Here is a 15,999-nt window from a genome sequence, read left to right as displayed (position 1 = left end):
AAGTGAAGCTAGCTTCACTTTTCACATACCAAATCATTATAAATTCATACTGGATAAACCAATGTATTGGGCCTTATCAAATTACACAGACTTCTTGACGGAACCGATATAATTGAAAAATCGCTGATATATTGGATGAAATCGCTGATATAAATTTCATGTACCAACAAAAGCGACCATTTCATAGAAAAAAGCGACTCTGAGCAAGCCGCTTCCGCTTTTTGTATTATCCAGCTCCAGCGGCTAGAACAGTCGGTTGTTTCACTCCTTCATTCGAGGCAAAAAGCGCCTCGTAATCAGGAGTTCCAACACCCTTCTGTTCTGAACGAGCCGCTTCCGCTTTTAAATCATATCCAGCTCCGGTGACTAGAACAGTCGGTCATTTCGCGCCTTCCTGTGAGGCAAAAAACGCCTCTTCGTCAGGAGCTCCAATGCCCTCCTGTTCTGAGCAAGTCACCTCCGCTTTAAAGTCTATTATTGATTCAAGAACGCGCGTAGCATCCAAGCGTGTTTTTCTAGTTCTGTGTAGATGCCTAGTAGTAGGTCAGATGTCATTTCGTCATCAGAGTCTTGAGCGATTTCCATGCCTTTTTTCAGTTCGACTAGCATCATTTCGTAGTCTTTCATGATTGCTTCGACCATCCCTTCTGCAGTTTCTCCGTATGCTGCTTCTTGAATAGAAGATATTTCTAAGTATTCTTTCATTGTTGCTACTGGTTTGCCGCCAATTGCTAAAATACGTTCTGCAATTTCATCGATGTGAGTAGCTGATTCTGTGTAAAGTTCTTCGAATTTCTCATGTAATGTGAAGAATTGAGGTCCTTTTACGTACCAATGGAAGTTGTGTAATTTTGTGAATAAAACGCTCCAGTCTGCTACTTGTTTGTTTAATACTTCGATTACTTGTTTGTTCATTATGATCAATCTCCTTTTGAGTTTTTATGTGATATCAATTACTAATTTATAATAATTATAATGTAGTAATTCGTATAAATCAACCCTTTTGTTGGAATTAATTTGAACAAATTATGAACTGTTGTATATAAAAATCCCTATTACGTTGAAGTAATAGGGATTTTGTTTGATATATAGCTGTTGTTCTAAACGAGCTGCTTCCGCTTTTAGGTGATATCCAGCTTCAGCGGCTAGAATGTTCGGTGGCTTCGCTTTTTCCTGCGAGGCAAAGAGCGCCTCTACGTCAAAAGCTCCATCCCCCTCACATTCTGAGCAAGCCGCTTCCGCTTTTATTTGTTACACAGCCTTCTGTTTTTCTTCTACATCCTGTCCATCCCAGCACTCTGTATTTTGTAAGCCAGGGATAGAGCTTGCAATGAAAACAGGATCTTTTCCTTGTTTCTTTTGCTTCATATAGTCTACTAATGCTGCATAGGCGAATTTGCTTAGGAATGAGATGGCAATTAAGTTTGTCAATACCATTAGTCCCATGAATAAATCAGCTAAGCTCCAAACTGTTTGAAGGGCAGCGATTGATCCGAAGAATACCATTCCGACAACTGCAACGCGATAAATCATTAACCATGTTTTGCTTTCTTTAATAAATGCGATGTTTGTTTCACCATAATAGTAGTTTCCTAGTAAAGAACTGAACGCGAATAGGAAAATAATAATTGCTAAGAAAGTACTTGCCCATGGTCCGATTTGTGAACTTAATGCATTTTGTGTTAATTCGATACCCTGTAAGTTTGTTCCTTTGTAAAGGCCCGAACATAATACGATAAATGCTGTTGATGTACATACTAAGAACGTGTCTACGAAAACACCTAATGCTTGAACAAGTCCTTGTTTAACAGGGTGAGATACATCTGATGTTGCGGCTGCGTTAGGAGAGCTACCCATACCTGCTTCTGTTGCGAATAGACCGCGCTGAATTCCGAACTTAATTGCTGCTCCAATACCACCAGCGATAGCTTGGTCTAAGCCGAATGCACCATTAAATATTTCCATAAAAATGCTTGGTAACATAGTAAAGTTGTTAATAACAACAAAAATAGCCACACCAATATAAATGATTGCCATTGGCGGAACAATCATTTCCGTAATACGTGAAATGCTCTTAATACCACCGAAAATAATAACTGCAACTAATAAAGCTAATAGAGCTCCTACGATCGTTCGCTCTAGTCCAAAAGCATTTTCAAATGCTATTGTTACTGTGTTTGCTTGTACAGAGTTGAAAATTAATCCGTACGCAACTGTAATAAGAAGTGAGAACCAAACACCCATCCAGCGTTTGTTTAATCCTTTTTCCATATAATATGCTGGGCCACCACGGAATCTGCTTCCATCTTTTACTTTATAAATTTGCGCGAGCGTACATTCTACGAAACTAGTAGCTGCTCCAAGGATAGCGATAAACCACATCCAAAATACTGCGCCAGGTCCGCCCATTGAGATAGCTAATGCTACACCAGCTAAGTTTCCGATACCGATACGTGCAGCTGCACTTAAGCAAAATGCCTGGAACGGGGAGATACTATCTTTCTTTTTTTCTTTTCGATTAAATCCTTTACTAATTAAACCGACCATCTCACCGAAATGAGTAATTTGGACAAACTTCAATTTAAAAGAGAAATAAAGACCGAAGCCGATTAGCATTGCAATAAGAATATATGACCATAAAATATTATTCGTTACCTCAAGGAATCTGCTAAAGATATCAACCATATAATACACTTCCTTTTTTCCGTAATAAGAAAATTATATGCAAAAAATATACGAGAATCAATTTTTCTAAAAAATTATGTTACTTAAAGTTATTTTATGTTATGATTATGTTACATCATAATATTTTTAGAATTATTTACATTTTAAAAAACTAAATGTAAAGCGAGAAAGAGGGGATGATTTGAAAGAAGAAACTTTATGGAAAGTAAGCCTTAAGAGTTTGAAAATGAGAAGTAATATATTTTTTATCATTACATCTTTAAGTATCTTTTTAGGAGCCACTTATTATTACAATAAAAGATTTCCAAATTATAGGTATCCTGAATGGTTAGAGTTTCTAAAGTTAATTGGATGAATAAAAGACAGAAAAACAGAAAATTTAAATAAAAATTTTGTGGAGGAGCTAAATATGAATATTAGAGAAAGTGAACTTCCGGGTATTGGTTATAAATTTCAAATCGTTACGAAAGGTAACGAGAAGATGGTGATTGTTATTCATGATGACGGGCGTAGAGAAATGTATCATTTTGATTCAGACCATGAAGAAAGTATCTCAAGTATTTCATTACGTGACTCAGAGGCAAGACAAATTGCAGCCATATTAGGTGGAATGGTATATAAGCCGCGAGCATTAGAAAATGTTGAAATGGTTTTTGAAGGTTTAGCGATTGAGTGGTTTAAAGTAGAGAATGCAGCGCCAGCAATTGGAAAAACAATTGGTGATCTTGAAATAAGAAAAAACTATAGCGTAACGATTATTGCAGTTATGAAAAAGAATATGAAAAAGCTATTTAATCCAGGACCAGAAACAGTAATTGAGGAAGGCGATATGCTTGTAGTTTCAGGCGAGAGAGAAGAAATTAAAAAAATTATTAATGAGTTACTTTCGAATAGGGGGACTGACTAGATGGATACGTTAATTTTTGAAGTGGGTACAGCGTTAGTATTAGTTGCAATTGCGGCAGTAATTGCTGGAAAGTTTAAATTCTCAGTCATTCCGTTTCTAATTGTTCTTGGAATGTTAGTGGGGCCACACGCGCCGACAATAGGTGTGATCGATTTCAAGTTTATTGAAAGTGCAAATGTCATTTCGTTTCTTGGACGGATTGGCGTTCTGTTCCTTCTGTTCTATCTAGGACTAGAATTTTCGATGAAAAAACTAATTAAATCTGGACGTTCTATTGCGATTGGCGGAACGATCTATATTTTAATTAACTTTTCACTTGGGTTATTGTACGGATTTATAATGGGATTCCCTTTACTAGAAATCTTAATTATTGCGGGGATTATTACGATTTCTTCTAGCGCTATTGTTGCAAAGGTGTTAGTGGATTTAAGAAGAACTGGTAATAATGAGACCGAATTAATTTTAGGAATTATCATGTTCGAAGATATATTCTTGGCTGTATATTTATCAGTCGTTTCTGGATTAGTTCTAGGGGATCACGCTTCATTCTTGGGTGCCCTTACTTCAATTGGAATTGCTTTAGGATATATGCTTCTATTCTTTATTGTAGCTAGAAAGGCGACGCCGTTATTAAATAAATTGCTCAATATTAGTTCGGATGAAATTTTCATTATTGTAGTATTTGCTTCATTATTCTTTATTGCAGGATTCTCGGAAACAATTCACGTTGCTGAAGCAATTGGAGCACTTCTTTTAGGGTTAGTTTTCTCTGAGACAGAGCATAGTGACAGAATTGAACATCTCGTTGTTCCATTTAGAGATTTTTTCGGAGCTATTTTCTTCTTCAGTTTCGGATTAAGCATTGATCCGTTCTCACTGGGCGGAGCGATATGGTTAACGTTAGGTGCTGTCCTTCTTACAATCATCGGAAACTTTATAGCAGGGATGATTGCAGGACGACAAGCTGGATTATCTCATAAAGCGTCAACAAATATTGGATTAACAATCGTTTCAAGAGGAGAATTCTCCATCATTATGGCCAATATCGGTATCGCTGGTGGTTTAATGTCAGTCTTGAAGCCATTTTCAGCACTATACGTGCTTATACTATCTATCTTAGGTCCACTTCTGACGAAAGAGTCAAAGAATGTATATAAATTTTTAAATAAAGTCTTTAAGTGGGATATGAAGAAGAGCTAAATTTTTAAAAATCAAAGTACAAAATATGTATGAAAAAGGGATCTATGTCGACATAGATCCCTTTTTTTATTGGCATTTTTTTAAGGATGAAAGAATACGTTTAATATTTACCATATTGTGGCATACATATAGAAAAAGGTGCTTGGAAAGGGGAATAAAGAGAAATGGAACTCCAGTTTCAAAATGTATATCAACAAGTGGAGAATTGGTATGTGTTGGATTCGGAGCTTCCTTGGGATGTCAAAAGGCTTAGAGATGATTTGTTTTCACTTATTGAAATATGTAAAACGCCAGTTATTTTTTGTGATACGTGTGATGCGAATCATGTACTTCGATCATTAGGGGAAGAGGAGGAAGAGTTTCTATTCCCGATAGGTGGTTTTTATCATAAAGAAAAACAATTAATTTTTGTTTGTATGTGGGAAGAGTATGAGCAAGTGCTCAAAACACTGCTGCATGAATTTCGTCATGCGATGCAACATAAGAGAGATGTATTGTATGTTGGAAGTGAATTGTACGAAGATAGATGGATTGAGAAAGATGCGAGAAAGTTCGCGGAGAGGAAGCTGGATGAATATAAAAATAGAAAGTTAATGTAAAGCATAGTGGAGAAATGACGCTGTGCTTTCTTTGTTTCTTACTAAAAATAAGTAATTGACTTTTATAAAGTTTAGTTCTAAACTAATGGTATAAAACGAGCGAGGTGATGAAATGAAAACAGAAGATAGACTAGGTTTACTACTATGGTTTCGTTTATCACGTTTTTATAATAAAAGTATTCGTGAGACGAATCAGCATTTGAAAGAATGGAATGTATCTGCCGCGCAGTTTGATGTACTAGCTCAAGTTGGAGGGCATGATCGTTTAACGCAGCAAGAGCTTGGAAATAAGCTATTTGTTACGAAGGGTAATATTACGCAGCTTTTAAATAAAATGGAGCAACTCGAGTGGATTCGTCGTGAACAAGAAGGTACTACAAAATATATTTCGTTAACTGAAAAGGGAAAAGCTTTATATGAAGAAATCGTCCCGCCTCAAGAAACATTTCAAGCGGAGCAGTTTCAAAATTTAAATGTAGAAGAACAACATCAATTATTACAATTACTAAAAAAGTTACAGTAAAAAATTTTAAAATAAATCTTGAATTCGAGATAATATGAGGTGAAGGGTATGTTTAGAAAAGTTGATCATAAAAATATGGGAAGAGCAAATCACGGTTGGTTAAATACACATTTTCATTTTTCCTTTGCAAATTATTATAATCCTAATAACATGAACTTTGGTGCATTACGTGTAATTAATGATGACCTAGTAGCACCGCAAACTGGCTTTGATATGCATCCACACCGCGATATGGAAATCATTTCGTACGTTGTAGACGGTGCTTTAACACATGAAGATAGCATGGGGAACCGCGGAACAATTGAGCGTGGACATGTTCAATATATGAGTGCGGGTACGGGTGTATTTCATAGTGAGCATAATTTAGGAAATGAAACATTACGTTTACTACAAATTTGGATTTTACCAGATCGTGCGGACCATAAACCAAACTATGGTGAGTTTAAATTTGATTGGAGCAAGCGTGAAAATGAATGGTTTCATATGGTATCTCAAGTAGAAGGCGGGGCACCAATTCAAATTCACCAAGATGCGAATTTATATGCTTTATCGTTACATGCTGGAAAAGAAATTTATTTTCCAGTGAAAGAAGGCCGTCAATTGTATGTTGTACAAATTGAAGGTAGTAGTGTAATCAATGGTGAGACACTTGTTATGCGTGATGCAGCAGAAGCGATTGAAGAAGATATTCATATTGAAGCGAAAGAGCAATCACACTATTTAGCAATTGAATTGAAAAAGCAATAAAATGTTTATAAAAAAGAGGACGTCCGATAGGATGTCCTCTTTTTTTGAGTGGAATTGTCAGAAAAAACTTTCTCAAATTTTAGGTAAAGGTATCCACTTGAAAACCAAGAACTGTATAAAAGTGTCAAAAATCTTTAGGGAATGGGGAATGTTATAGTGAAAAAGCAAGTCATTTCATCAGCATTAGCGTTAACTGTTATCGCCGGGGGATTTGGAACATTTGGAGCAACGACAACGAAAGCGGAAGAACAAAAAATTCAATACCATCAAGAATTTAAAACGCCTGCATACATAGGTGAAGAATGGAAAGCACCGGAAGGACTAGATAAAAAAGAAACGGTCTTTCAATATTTAGAGAGTAAGAAAGATATGTTCAAATTAGCAGGAAATATTGATAAACACTTTAATGTCGTTGGGGAAGAAAAAGATGCTGAATCCGGTACAACACACGTGAAGCTAGTTGAGAAACATAATAACATTCCTGTGTACGGTTCAGATCAAACAGTTACACTAGATAAAGAGAATAATGTAAAAGCATTCTTCGGACAAGTTATTCCGAATTTAGAGGATAAAAATATTCCTGCATTTGCAAAGATTAGTGCAGAGCAAGCAGAAACAATTGCAAAGGCAGATATTGAAAAAGAAGTTGGTAAAGTAAAGAATTATGACGGTGTGAAAAAAGATTTATATGTGTATGAAAAAGATGGAAATTACTATCTTGCATACTTAGTGAAAGCATCGATTTCAAAGCCAGCTCCAGGGTATTGGCATTATTTTGTTGATGCGACAAATGGAAATGTGATTGAGAAATATAACGCTGTAGATCACATTACTGGATTTGGTTACGGAGTATTAGGTGCTAGACAATCATTTGAAATTGCTCAAGATACGAAAACAGGACAATTCAACTTATTTGATGGTAAGCGAGGACAAGGTATTCATACATTTGACGCAGAAAATATGGATGAAAACTTGTTTAATTTATTCTCGCAATGGCTTGGATATACAGGAGAAGAAGTTGAAAGTAAATCTAAGTTCTTCGAAGATAAAGCGGCAGTTGATGCGCATGTAAATGCAGGGAAAGTATATGATTACTATAAAAAGACATTTAATCGTAACTCTTTCGATGATAAAGGTGCGAAGCTAATTTCTACTGTTCACGTTGGAGAAAGCTGGAATAACGCAGCTTGGAACGGTGTGCAAATGATGTATGGTGATGGCGATGGTAAAACATTCATTCCATTATCTGCTGGACTAGATGTTATCGGTCACGAATTAACGCATGCTGTCACTGAGCATACAGCAAATCTTGTTTATAAAAATGAGCCGGGTGCGTTAAATGAATCGTTATCTGATATTATGGGTGTTATGGTTGAGAAGAAGAGCTGGGATTTAGGTGCTGACATTTATACACCTGGTAAACCTGGTGATGCACTTCGTTCATTGAAAGATCCAGCGTCTATTCCAAACCCATTAAAACCAGGTGAAGGTTACCCAGATCATTACAATAAACGCTACACTGGAACAGCTGATAATGGCGGCGTTCATATTAACAGTAGCATTAACAATAAAGCTGCATACTTAGTATCTGAAGGCGGGGAGCATTACGGCGTGAAAGTAACAGGAGTAGGCCGTGAAGCGACAGAAAAAATTTATTACCGTGCTCTTACGAAATATTTAACTGCAAACTCTGACTTTAAGATGATGCGTCAAGCAGCACTTCAGTCAGCTGAAGATTTATATGGTAAAAACTCTAAAGCTGTACAAGCTGTAACGAAAGCTTATGATGCAGTAGGCGTAAAATAATAAGAGAAAAAGACCTGACTAGGATGTCAGGTCTTTCTTTATTCCGCTTTTATGGGCAGTGGGGATGAGGAACCCCCCACTGATTCAAGTTTCACTTTATTTAGTCGCGAATACCTAATGCGATTTTCGCCATACGTGACATACGTTCTTTAGACCAGGGCGGATTCCATACGACATTTACTTCTATTTCATTGACTTCAGGTACGTTCGTTGATAATACTTTTTTAACGTCTGATACAATTTGCCCAGCCATTGGACAACCGATAGAAGTCATCGTCATCGTAATGACAGCATTATTATTTTCATCTGCTGTAACGTCATAAACTAATCCAAGATTAATAATATCAACACCGAGTTCAGGGTCAATAACAGCTTCTAAGTTTGCATATAACTTTTCTTCAAATGCTTGTTGTGACATGTGTAGCACCCCCTACATATTAATGATATCGATTCTCATTATAACGGATATATGCATAAAGTGCAGGAAATGAGCTCAAAAAAATATTCCTCTTGGAAGAGGAATATTTTTGGAATAGCTATTCAGTTTTAAAATGAGATACGAGTTGATCTAATTCTTCAACTGTTTGTTTCATTTGTTTAGCTGTTTGTGTCATTTCATTCATCGTAACGACTTTTTTCTCAGCAGATTGTGCTGTTGCCGCTGTTTCACTAGATACTTCAGTAGAAATAGAAGCGATGTTATTCAGTGAAGCGTTCATTTCTTCAGCACTTGCAGCCATTTCTTCAGCAGTTGCTGATATGTCTTGCATTTGAGTAGATACTTTGTTTACTTGTTCTACAATTGTTGTGAAAGAATTGCCAGCTTCGCGAATAACATGAATGCCTTCAGATGCTTCCGAACGGCCTTGTGACATCATAGAGTTAGCAGTTTCAGTGTCTTGTTGAATTTGATGTAGTAGCTGGTTAATATCTGTTGCCGCTGTTTTAGATTGTTCAGCAAGTTTTCGAACTTCGTCAGCCACGACAGCGAAACCTTTTCCTTGTTCGCCAGCACGAGCTGCTTCAATAGAGGCGTTTAAAGCAAGTAAGTTTGTTTGTTCTGCAATATTAGAAATAGATTGTACAGCTGTATCAATATATTTTGTATGAGTGATTAGACGTTCGACCACTTCTGATGTAGCATTTACCGCGTCGTGTATCGTTGTCATTTGTGAAACAGATTTTTGAATAACAGTATTTCCATCGTTAGCTTGTTCAGATGTAGCTACAGCAAGTTCAGTTACAGATGAAGCAGATTCAGCAATGCGCTGAACACTTACTGTCATATCGTCCATTGCAGTTGAGCTTTCTTCCATGCTAGCAGATTGTGATTGAATACTTGCATTTAAGCTAGACATCGAGCTTTGAACTTTTATTGTTGCCTCACGTGATATATTCGTCTTTTCTAGCATATTTTCAGAAGCGCTTTGTACTTCTACAGATGTTTTTTGAACACGGTTAATGATATGTTGTAGGTTTTCTAACATTTTATTAAATGATGTTGCGATTGTACCAATTTCATCATTACTATTTACTTGTAGGCGGGCTGTTAAGTCACCTTCTTGAGATGATAATTCTTTTAGTTTACCATCAATTTGTTGAATTGGTTTTACAAGTTTACCAGAGAACCACCATGCAAGAATCATAGCTACAATAATACAAATAACAAGTGATAAGAAAATAACATATTCAATTTGTAGTGAAGATTGATCAATTTTTTTAATAGATTGATCACGTAACTTAGCTTGTTCATTACTGTAATTTGTGAAGTCACCAATTACTTTATATACAGTACCATTTTCTGCATAAGCTACTTGCAGGGCCTCTTCCCACTTTTGTTCTTTTGCAAGAGTGAAAACTTTCTCTTCAATGAATTTTCTCCAAGTGGATCCTGATTCCATTGTATTTTTTACAGATTGAGAAAGGTTAGGATAAGAAAGAAGCTCATCTTTCTTATCTTCAAGAAGTTTACTCATTTCGTTAAATTTGTCTAATTCAACTTGATCATGTTGTAATAAATACCCTCTTAAAGCAGAGAGCTGTACTTGATAAGCATCCCCGCGCTCTTTTAATTGTGTTGCAAGGGGGGAAATCTCTTTTTGTAATGCTTCAGCTTGACGAGATTGATCAATAGCAAAAAACAAAATAAAAGCTAAGGCGATTCCAAATAAAGCGCAAATCGTTCCCATCATGAACATTAGTTTTTTTCGAATGCTAATAAAACTCATATCATAAAATCCTCCTTTGTGAAATCATAGTATTAGAATTAATTAATGTAAAAAATTGAAAGAAAGCTTTACTCCGTTTGGAATAAAGCTTTCTTCTTTCCTTTAGGAATTATAGCAGACGGAATGAGAGATAGAAAGAGATATTTTAAAGTGAAAAAAGAGAGATTGTAAATCTCTCTTTTTTCACTTTAAGCATTTGTTTTAAAATGAGAAACGAGGACTTCAAGTTCTTGTACGGTCGTTTTCATTTCAGATGCTCTTTTAGCAACGACACTCATTTTGTTTACTTGGTCACCAGCTGAAGTTGCTGTTTGTGATGTTTCGGCGGCAACTTCATTTGAAATAGAAGCGATGTTATTTAAAGCTGCATTCATTTCTTCAGAACTTGCGGCCATTTCTTCAGCAGTTGCAGACACCTCCTGCATTTGTGTAGAAACTTTGTTAATGTGGTTAACAATTTCTGAGAATGAAGATCCAGCAGTACGAATGACTGTAATGCCTTCAGAAGCCTCTGACTGACCTTGCGTCATCATTTCATTTGCTATTTTTGTATCTGCTTGAATTTGATGAAGTAAATGGTTAATATCAGTTGCTGCTAGCTGAGATTGTTCAGCAAGCTTTCGTACTTCATCGGCAACAACAGCGAAGCCTTTTCCATGTTCACCAGCACGAGCCGCTTCAATGGAAGCATTTAAAGCGAGTAAATTCGTTTGTTCCGCGATATTAGAAATAGATTGAAGTGCAGTATCAATATGATTTGTATGTGTAATGAGTCGTTCTACTACTTGTGATGTAGCGTTCACAGCTTCATTAATGGTATGCATTTGTGTAATAGATTTCTCAATGACTTTATTCCCACTATCAGCTTTTTCTGAAGTCGTAACAGCTAGGCTAGCAACAGAAGAGGCGGATTCTGCAATACGTTGAACACTCGTTGCCATATCGTCCATTGCAGTTGAACTTTCTTCGATGCTGGAGACTTGTGAACGAATATTATGCTCAAGAGCATTCATAGTTTCCTCAGTTTTTGCTGTATTTTCCATAGAAGCAGTTGTTTCGATAAACACATTTTCAGATGCTTCTTTTACACTTGTTGATGTTTGTTGCACTTGTTTTATTATACGTTGTAAATTAGCGAGCATTTGATTAAAGGAATTGGCGATATCACCAATTTCATCTTTACTCGTTACATGCAATCTAGCAGTTAAATCACCATCTTGCGAAGCTAATTCTTTTAATTTCTCATCAATTTGTCGTATTGGTTTAACAAGCTTACCAGAGAACCACCATGCTAATAAAATAGACGTTACTGTACATGTAATGAGTGAGAAGAAGATAATATATTGAATAAGGGATGAAGAAGATTCCACGTCAGCAATTAATGCGTCACGTTTATTATTTTCTTCATTCGCATATTTCGTAAAACGACTTAAAAGGTCGTTTACGTAATCAGTTTGAGCTAAAGCGATTTTAGATGCTTCGTCCCATTTTCCTTCGCGAGCGAGAGGGAGGACTTCATTATCTATGACGCTTCGCCATTTTCCGCCCATTAAAATGGCTTCTTTCATTCCTTCCGAAAGTTTTTTATCACTTGTTACTTTTTCTCTCGTATCAGCTAGTTTTTTTCCTTCTCGGTTGAATTTATCCAATCCTTTTTGATCATGTGATAGTAAATATTCTTGTAAACCAGCAACTTGTGCTTGGAACCAATCACCGCGTTCTTTTAAAATCGTTGCCCTTTTGGATACGTCATTTTTTAACATTTCAATTTCGCTCGCTTGGCTCATAGCGAATGAAAGAATAACAATAAGAGCAATGCTAAATAAAGAAGAAATGCTTAAGAGTGTGAACAGTAGTTTTTTTCGAATACTAACATATTTCATCGTTACCCCTGCCTTTTAAAAACTGTTTATTATAATTTATAAATATCGAGAGCAGAATTAATAAAAACATCATTATGAAGTTATTAATCTGTTCAATGAAAATTATAGCAGATAATGGAATATGGCAGATTGATATGAGTAAATGTTCTTAAAATGTATACATTTGTATATCAAAAAATTCATCAATAAAAATGAGAAATGCTATTGTAATTTGAAATAACATCATGTATACTTCTAATTAGTTGATAACGATTATCAGTATCAACTAAAGACATTACTCTTCGTTATGTTGGTCATACCCCTTTTTGACGACGTAAGTCAGAGACGAAATGTTGAAATATCTTGTGTCCTATTCTACAGAATTATGGTAATCTCCAACCTCAACTTATATGCGTGAGCATGCAAAAAGGATCCTATCCGTGAAGGGATCCTTTTTTGCATGCTGTCGCAATTAATGTATAGAGACCCGGCACACGCTCTTCCATTCCTTCCGGTGCAGTAGAAGGGAAGACCCATCTTTGATGAGGCCCGTGTTCTTCAACTAGTTTTTCAATTTTAAAATGTTCCCCCGCAAGTGTTGTAATAATTTCTCCTAGCGTCCAGCGACGGATGGTTGTTTTCGGTAACGATTCTTTCTGCGCTTCTGTAAGAAGGATGCTATAAGCAACATCCTCTTCAATTAATTCTTCATCAAAATAATTTCCATTGGCCCGAAATGATGGATGGTCGACTCCTAATAATTTCGTGTAAACAGGGTGATAGTCACGAAGGATCAGCATTCCATCTTCTTTAAGTAAAGTAGCAATTTTTTGAAAGAGTGGTTTTAAATCTAAAAAATAATGGAGTACACCGAGTTCCAGCAATACGATATCAAATGATTCGGAGAGCTGCGCATGTAATACATCAGAAACGACATACTGTATAGAGACACCTGCTGCTTCTGCAAGTTCATTTGCATATTTTGCATTACTTGCTGAAATATCAACAACTGTTACGTCAGCTCCTAAAAGAGCGAGAGCAACAGCTTTATTCCCTTTTGATCCGAGTAAATTAATAATACGTTTTCCTGTTGGAGATTGTATGTAAGGTAAATAGTGATTTACCTCGCGCATAGGGTCTTCCATGATTTTTTTCGCATAAGCAGCTGGTGCCCCGTGGCGATTCGTCCAAGCTTCATAAGCAGCTGCATTCCAGCTTTTTTCATTACGTGTGCTTAGTTGTTTTTGATTCAATCATATCACTCCTTTCGTGAACGTATAGGTATTCTATGAGAGGATGGGATTTCCTTTTCTTTTTGAATAAAAGTTTGATTTTTCTGTTATTAAGTCGTACAATACATGTTATACGTAAAAGCGTTGAAAAGGAAAAGTAGGATGAACACATTCTTTCCAGAGAGCTTCGGTAGCTGAGAAGAAGCAAGAATATTCATTTGAACAATGGCCTTTGAGCTTCGTCCTGAACTTATCAAATGATAATAGTAGGCGGCGACGAGAGTTGGTACTCGTTATCAAAACCACAGTATAAGAGCATATAGCTCCGTACTTGTTAAGGCTAATTATGTGAGTAATTGGCGAAATAAGGTGGTACCGCGACTGTTTATACAGCCCCGCCCTTATCTTTTTTAAGATAGGGGCGGGGCTTTTTTATATTTAAAAGGAGGAATGTAAGATGAGTATTTTTATTGGAGGCGCTTGGCCGTATGCAAATGGTTCGTTACATCTTGGACATATTGCGAGTTTGTTACCTGGAGATATTTTAGCACGTTATTATCGGGCAAAAGGTGAGAATGTGTTGTATGTATCGGGAAGTGATTGTAATGGAACACCGATTGCAATTCGGGCAAAACAAGAAGGTGTGACGGCGAAGGAAATTGCTAATAAGTATCATGAAGAGTTCCAGCGATGTTTTCGTAACCTTGGTTTTACGTATGATTGCTATACACGTACAGATAGTGAGCACCATCATGAAACGGTTCAAAATGTTTTTTTACGTTTATTAGAAGAGGGACATATTTATAAAAAAACAGTAGAACAAGCATATTGCGAAACGTGTACGCAGTTTTTACCTGATCGTTATGTAGAAGGCGTTTGTCCACATTGCCATGAAGCAGCAAGAGGAGATCAATGCGATGCGTGTTCAGCTATTTTAGATCCACTCGATTTGTTAGAAAAGAAATGTAAGTTATGTGGTAGTACACCATCCGTACAGGAAACAGAGCATTTCTATTTTGCATTGCATACATTTCAGGAGCAAATTAAAAGGGCTGTAGAAATCGCCAAACAAACAGGGACATGGCGCGACAATGCGATTCAGCTAACAGAAAGATACGTAAAGGAAGGGTTACAAGATAGGGCGGTTTCACGAGATTTACCAATCGGGGTACCAATTCCAGTAGAAGGGTATGAAGATAAGAAAATTTACGTATGGATTGAAGCAGTGACAGGGTATTATTCAGCAAGTAAACATTGGGCTGAAAAAACAGGGAAAGATGATCAAGAGTTTTGGGGTAAAGAAGCGAAAACATATTATGTACACGGAAAGGATAATATTCCGTTTCATTCCATCATTTGGCCAGCGGTACTACTTGGAATAGGGGAAGGAGCAATCCCGCGTCATATCGTTTCGAATGAATATTTAACAGTTGAAAAAAGAAAATTATCTACAAGTAAAAACTGGGCGGTATGGGTGCCTGACATATTAGAACGTTATGATCCAGATTCTATTCGTTATTTTTTAACAGTAAATGCACCAGAAAATCGTGACACTGATTTTTCATGGCGTGAATTTATTTACAGTCATAATAGTGAATTATTAGGTGCATACGGAAACTTTGTGAATCGGACATTAAAGTTTATTGAAAAATATTATGGTGGTATCGTGCCGAAAGGAAGTATTGATGTAGAGCTGAAAGATAAAGTAGAAGGATTATATAAACATGTAGGAGAGGCGATTGAGCAAACTAAATTTAAGGTGGCGCTAGAAGCAATATTTGATGCAGTACGTTTTGCAAATAAATACTTTGATGAGAGGCAGCCTTGGAAACAAAGGGAGGATGATCCAGTTTTATGCGAAGAAACGATTTATAACTGTGTGTATCTTATCGCTAATTTTGCAAATCTCCTTGAACCATTTTTACCATTTTCAAGTGAAAGAGTTAGAAACACATTATCGATTGTGAAACGAAATTGGGAGCCTCAACATACGTTGCCAAATAGAATTGATAGTGTACACCCTCTATTTGAACGAATTGATGTAAAACAAATTGAGTGTGAGATAGAAAAGCTATATGGTGCGGTAAAGTGAGATAGAGAAAAAGAGGTTGTCCCAAAAGGTCGTTAAAAACGAACTTTTGGAGACAACTTCTTTTATTTTTCCTGTATATGGATAAAAACCCCAATCATAAGTAGAAAAACAATGGGTT

At 36.4% G+C, this 15,999-nt stretch carries 13 protein-coding genes and 1 other annotated feature; of the genes, 7 read left to right on the top strand and 6 right to left on the bottom strand.

Translation table 11 applies throughout. The features are described 5' to 3' along the window. Positions 1 to 474 precede the first annotated feature (474 nt). Both ACTFSI_RS27365 and ACTFSI_RS27360 read right to left on the bottom strand, forming a co-directional pair. On the bottom strand, positions 475 to 915 hold the full coding sequence (locus tag ACTFSI_RS27365) for a Dps family protein (protein WP_001041889.1): 441 nt from the start codon (positions 913 to 915) through the stop codon (positions 475 to 477). A 336-nt stretch (positions 916 to 1,251) separates the two neighbouring features. Continuing rightward, positions 1,252 to 2,685: an alanine/glycine:cation symporter family protein gene (locus tag ACTFSI_RS27360; protein WP_000227569.1), complete on the bottom strand. Its 1,434-nt coding sequence runs from the start codon at positions 2,683 to 2,685 to the stop codon at positions 1,252 to 1,254. A 409-nt stretch (positions 2,686 to 3,094) separates the two neighbouring features. Between ACTFSI_RS27360 and ACTFSI_RS27355 the strand changes: the two genes are divergently transcribed. From ACTFSI_RS27355 to nprB, 6 genes are all read left to right on the top strand, one after another. Then, positions 3,095 to 3,592: a cation:proton antiporter regulatory subunit gene (locus tag ACTFSI_RS27355; RefSeq protein WP_001026067.1), complete on the top strand. Its 498-nt coding sequence runs from the start codon at positions 3,095 to 3,097 to the stop codon at positions 3,590 to 3,592. Continuing rightward, positions 3,593 to 4,792: a cation:proton antiporter gene (locus ACTFSI_RS27350; RefSeq protein ID WP_044791150.1), complete on the top strand. Its 1,200-nt coding sequence runs from the start codon at positions 3,593 to 3,595 to the stop codon at positions 4,790 to 4,792. A 164-nt stretch (positions 4,793 to 4,956) separates the two neighbouring features. Beyond that, on the top strand, positions 4,957 to 5,391 hold the full coding sequence (locus ACTFSI_RS27345; protein WP_042513409.1) for a DUF3920 family protein: 435 nt from the start codon (positions 4,957 to 4,959) through the stop codon (positions 5,389 to 5,391). Between the two features lie 112 nt (positions 5,392 to 5,503). Continuing rightward, positions 5,504 to 5,914 carry a MarR family winged helix-turn-helix transcriptional regulator gene (locus tag ACTFSI_RS27340; RefSeq protein WP_000845456.1) on the top strand — a complete coding sequence of 137 codons (411 nt, stop codon included), beginning with the start codon at positions 5,504 to 5,506 and terminating at the stop codon, positions 5,912 to 5,914. A gap of 48 nt (positions 5,915 to 5,962) precedes the next feature. Then, the gene (locus tag ACTFSI_RS27335; RefSeq protein WP_265152982.1) at positions 5,963 to 6,661 is read left to right on the top strand and encodes a pirin family protein; all 699 of its coding nucleotides are present in this window, start codon (positions 5,963 to 5,965) and stop codon (positions 6,659 to 6,661) included. Positions 6,662 to 6,817: 156 nt separating this feature from the next. Further along, the gene (nprB, locus tag ACTFSI_RS27330; RefSeq protein ID WP_265152983.1) at positions 6,818 to 8,467 is read left to right on the top strand and encodes a neutral protease NprB; all 1,650 of its coding nucleotides are present in this window, start codon (positions 6,818 to 6,820) and stop codon (positions 8,465 to 8,467) included. Positions 8,468 to 8,567: 100 nt separating this feature from the next. Here nprB and ACTFSI_RS27325 read toward each other — a convergent pair whose 3' ends face one another. The 4 genes from ACTFSI_RS27325 to ACTFSI_RS27310 all read right to left on the bottom strand — a co-directional run bounded on the left by ACTFSI_RS27325 (position 8,568) and on the right by ACTFSI_RS27310 (position 13,810). Further along, positions 8,568 to 8,885 (bottom strand): metal-sulfur cluster assembly factor, encoded by a 318-nt coding sequence (locus ACTFSI_RS27325; RefSeq protein ID WP_000082521.1) that lies wholly within the window; start codon positions 8,883 to 8,885, stop codon positions 8,568 to 8,570. Positions 8,886 to 9,003: 118 nt separating this feature from the next. Then, positions 9,004 to 10,695: a methyl-accepting chemotaxis protein gene (locus tag ACTFSI_RS27320; RefSeq protein ID WP_242262098.1), complete on the bottom strand. Its 1,692-nt coding sequence runs from the start codon at positions 10,693 to 10,695 to the stop codon at positions 9,004 to 9,006. Between the two features lie 188 nt (positions 10,696 to 10,883). After that, entirely contained in the window at positions 10,884 to 12,578 is a 1,695-nt protein-coding gene (locus ACTFSI_RS27315) for a methyl-accepting chemotaxis protein (RefSeq protein ID WP_277616884.1), read from the bottom strand. A gap of 413 nt (positions 12,579 to 12,991) precedes the next feature. Beyond that, entirely contained in the window at positions 12,992 to 13,810 is an 819-nt protein-coding gene (locus ACTFSI_RS27310) for a class I SAM-dependent methyltransferase (protein ID WP_440045783.1), read from the bottom strand. A gap of 114 nt (positions 13,811 to 13,924) precedes the next feature. Continuing rightward, positions 13,925 to 14,195 (top strand) — a binding site (T-box leader). Positions 14,196 to 14,246: 51 nt separating this feature from the next. Between ACTFSI_RS27310 and metG the strand changes: the two genes are divergently transcribed. Next, positions 14,247 to 15,881 (top strand): methionine--tRNA ligase, encoded by a 1,635-nt coding sequence (gene metG, locus ACTFSI_RS27305; protein ID WP_440045782.1) that lies wholly within the window; start codon positions 14,247 to 14,249, stop codon positions 15,879 to 15,881. Positions 15,882 to 15,999: the final 118 nt, after the last annotated feature.

The organism is Bacillus cereus group sp. MYBK101-2, from assembly GCF_051918845.1.
Classification (GTDB): domain Bacteria; phylum Bacillota; class Bacilli; order Bacillales; family Bacillaceae_G; genus Bacillus_A; species Bacillus_A paranthracis.
This window is presented reverse-complemented; position numbering and strand designations above follow the sequence as displayed.

Excerpts from the sequence above, each read along its gene's own strand:
- ACTFSI_RS27360 (WP_000227569.1), bottom strand. The coding sequence starts at position 2,685 with ATGGTTGATATCTTTAGCAGATTCCTTGAGGTAACGAATAATATTTTA.
- ACTFSI_RS27340 (WP_000845456.1), top strand. The coding sequence starts at position 5,504 with ATGAAAACAGAAGATAGACTAGGTTTACTACTATGGTTTCGTTTATCA.
- ACTFSI_RS27315 (WP_277616884.1), bottom strand. The coding sequence starts at position 12,578 with ATGAAATATGTTAGTATTCGAAAAAAACTACTGTTCACACTCTTAAGC.
- ACTFSI_RS27355 (WP_001026067.1), top strand. The coding sequence starts at position 3,095 with ATGAATATTAGAGAAAGTGAACTTCCGGGTATTGGTTATAAATTTCAA.
- ACTFSI_RS27335 (WP_265152982.1), top strand. The coding sequence starts at position 5,963 with ATGTTTAGAAAAGTTGATCATAAAAATATGGGAAGAGCAAATCACGGT.
- ACTFSI_RS27365 (WP_001041889.1), bottom strand. The coding sequence starts at position 915 with ATGAACAAACAAGTAATCGAAGTATTAAACAAACAAGTAGCAGACTGG.
- ACTFSI_RS27325 (WP_000082521.1), bottom strand. The coding sequence starts at position 8,885 with ATGTCACAACAAGCATTTGAAGAAAAGTTATATGCAAACTTAGAAGCT.
- metG (WP_440045782.1), top strand. The coding sequence starts at position 14,247 with ATGAGTATTTTTATTGGAGGCGCTTGGCCGTATGCAAATGGTTCGTTA.
- ACTFSI_RS27350 (WP_044791150.1), top strand. The coding sequence starts at position 3,593 with ATGGATACGTTAATTTTTGAAGTGGGTACAGCGTTAGTATTAGTTGCA.
- ACTFSI_RS27345 (WP_042513409.1), top strand. The coding sequence starts at position 4,957 with ATGGAACTCCAGTTTCAAAATGTATATCAACAAGTGGAGAATTGGTAT.
- ACTFSI_RS27320 (WP_242262098.1), bottom strand. The coding sequence starts at position 10,695 with ATGAGTTTTATTAGCATTCGAAAAAAACTAATGTTCATGATGGGAACG.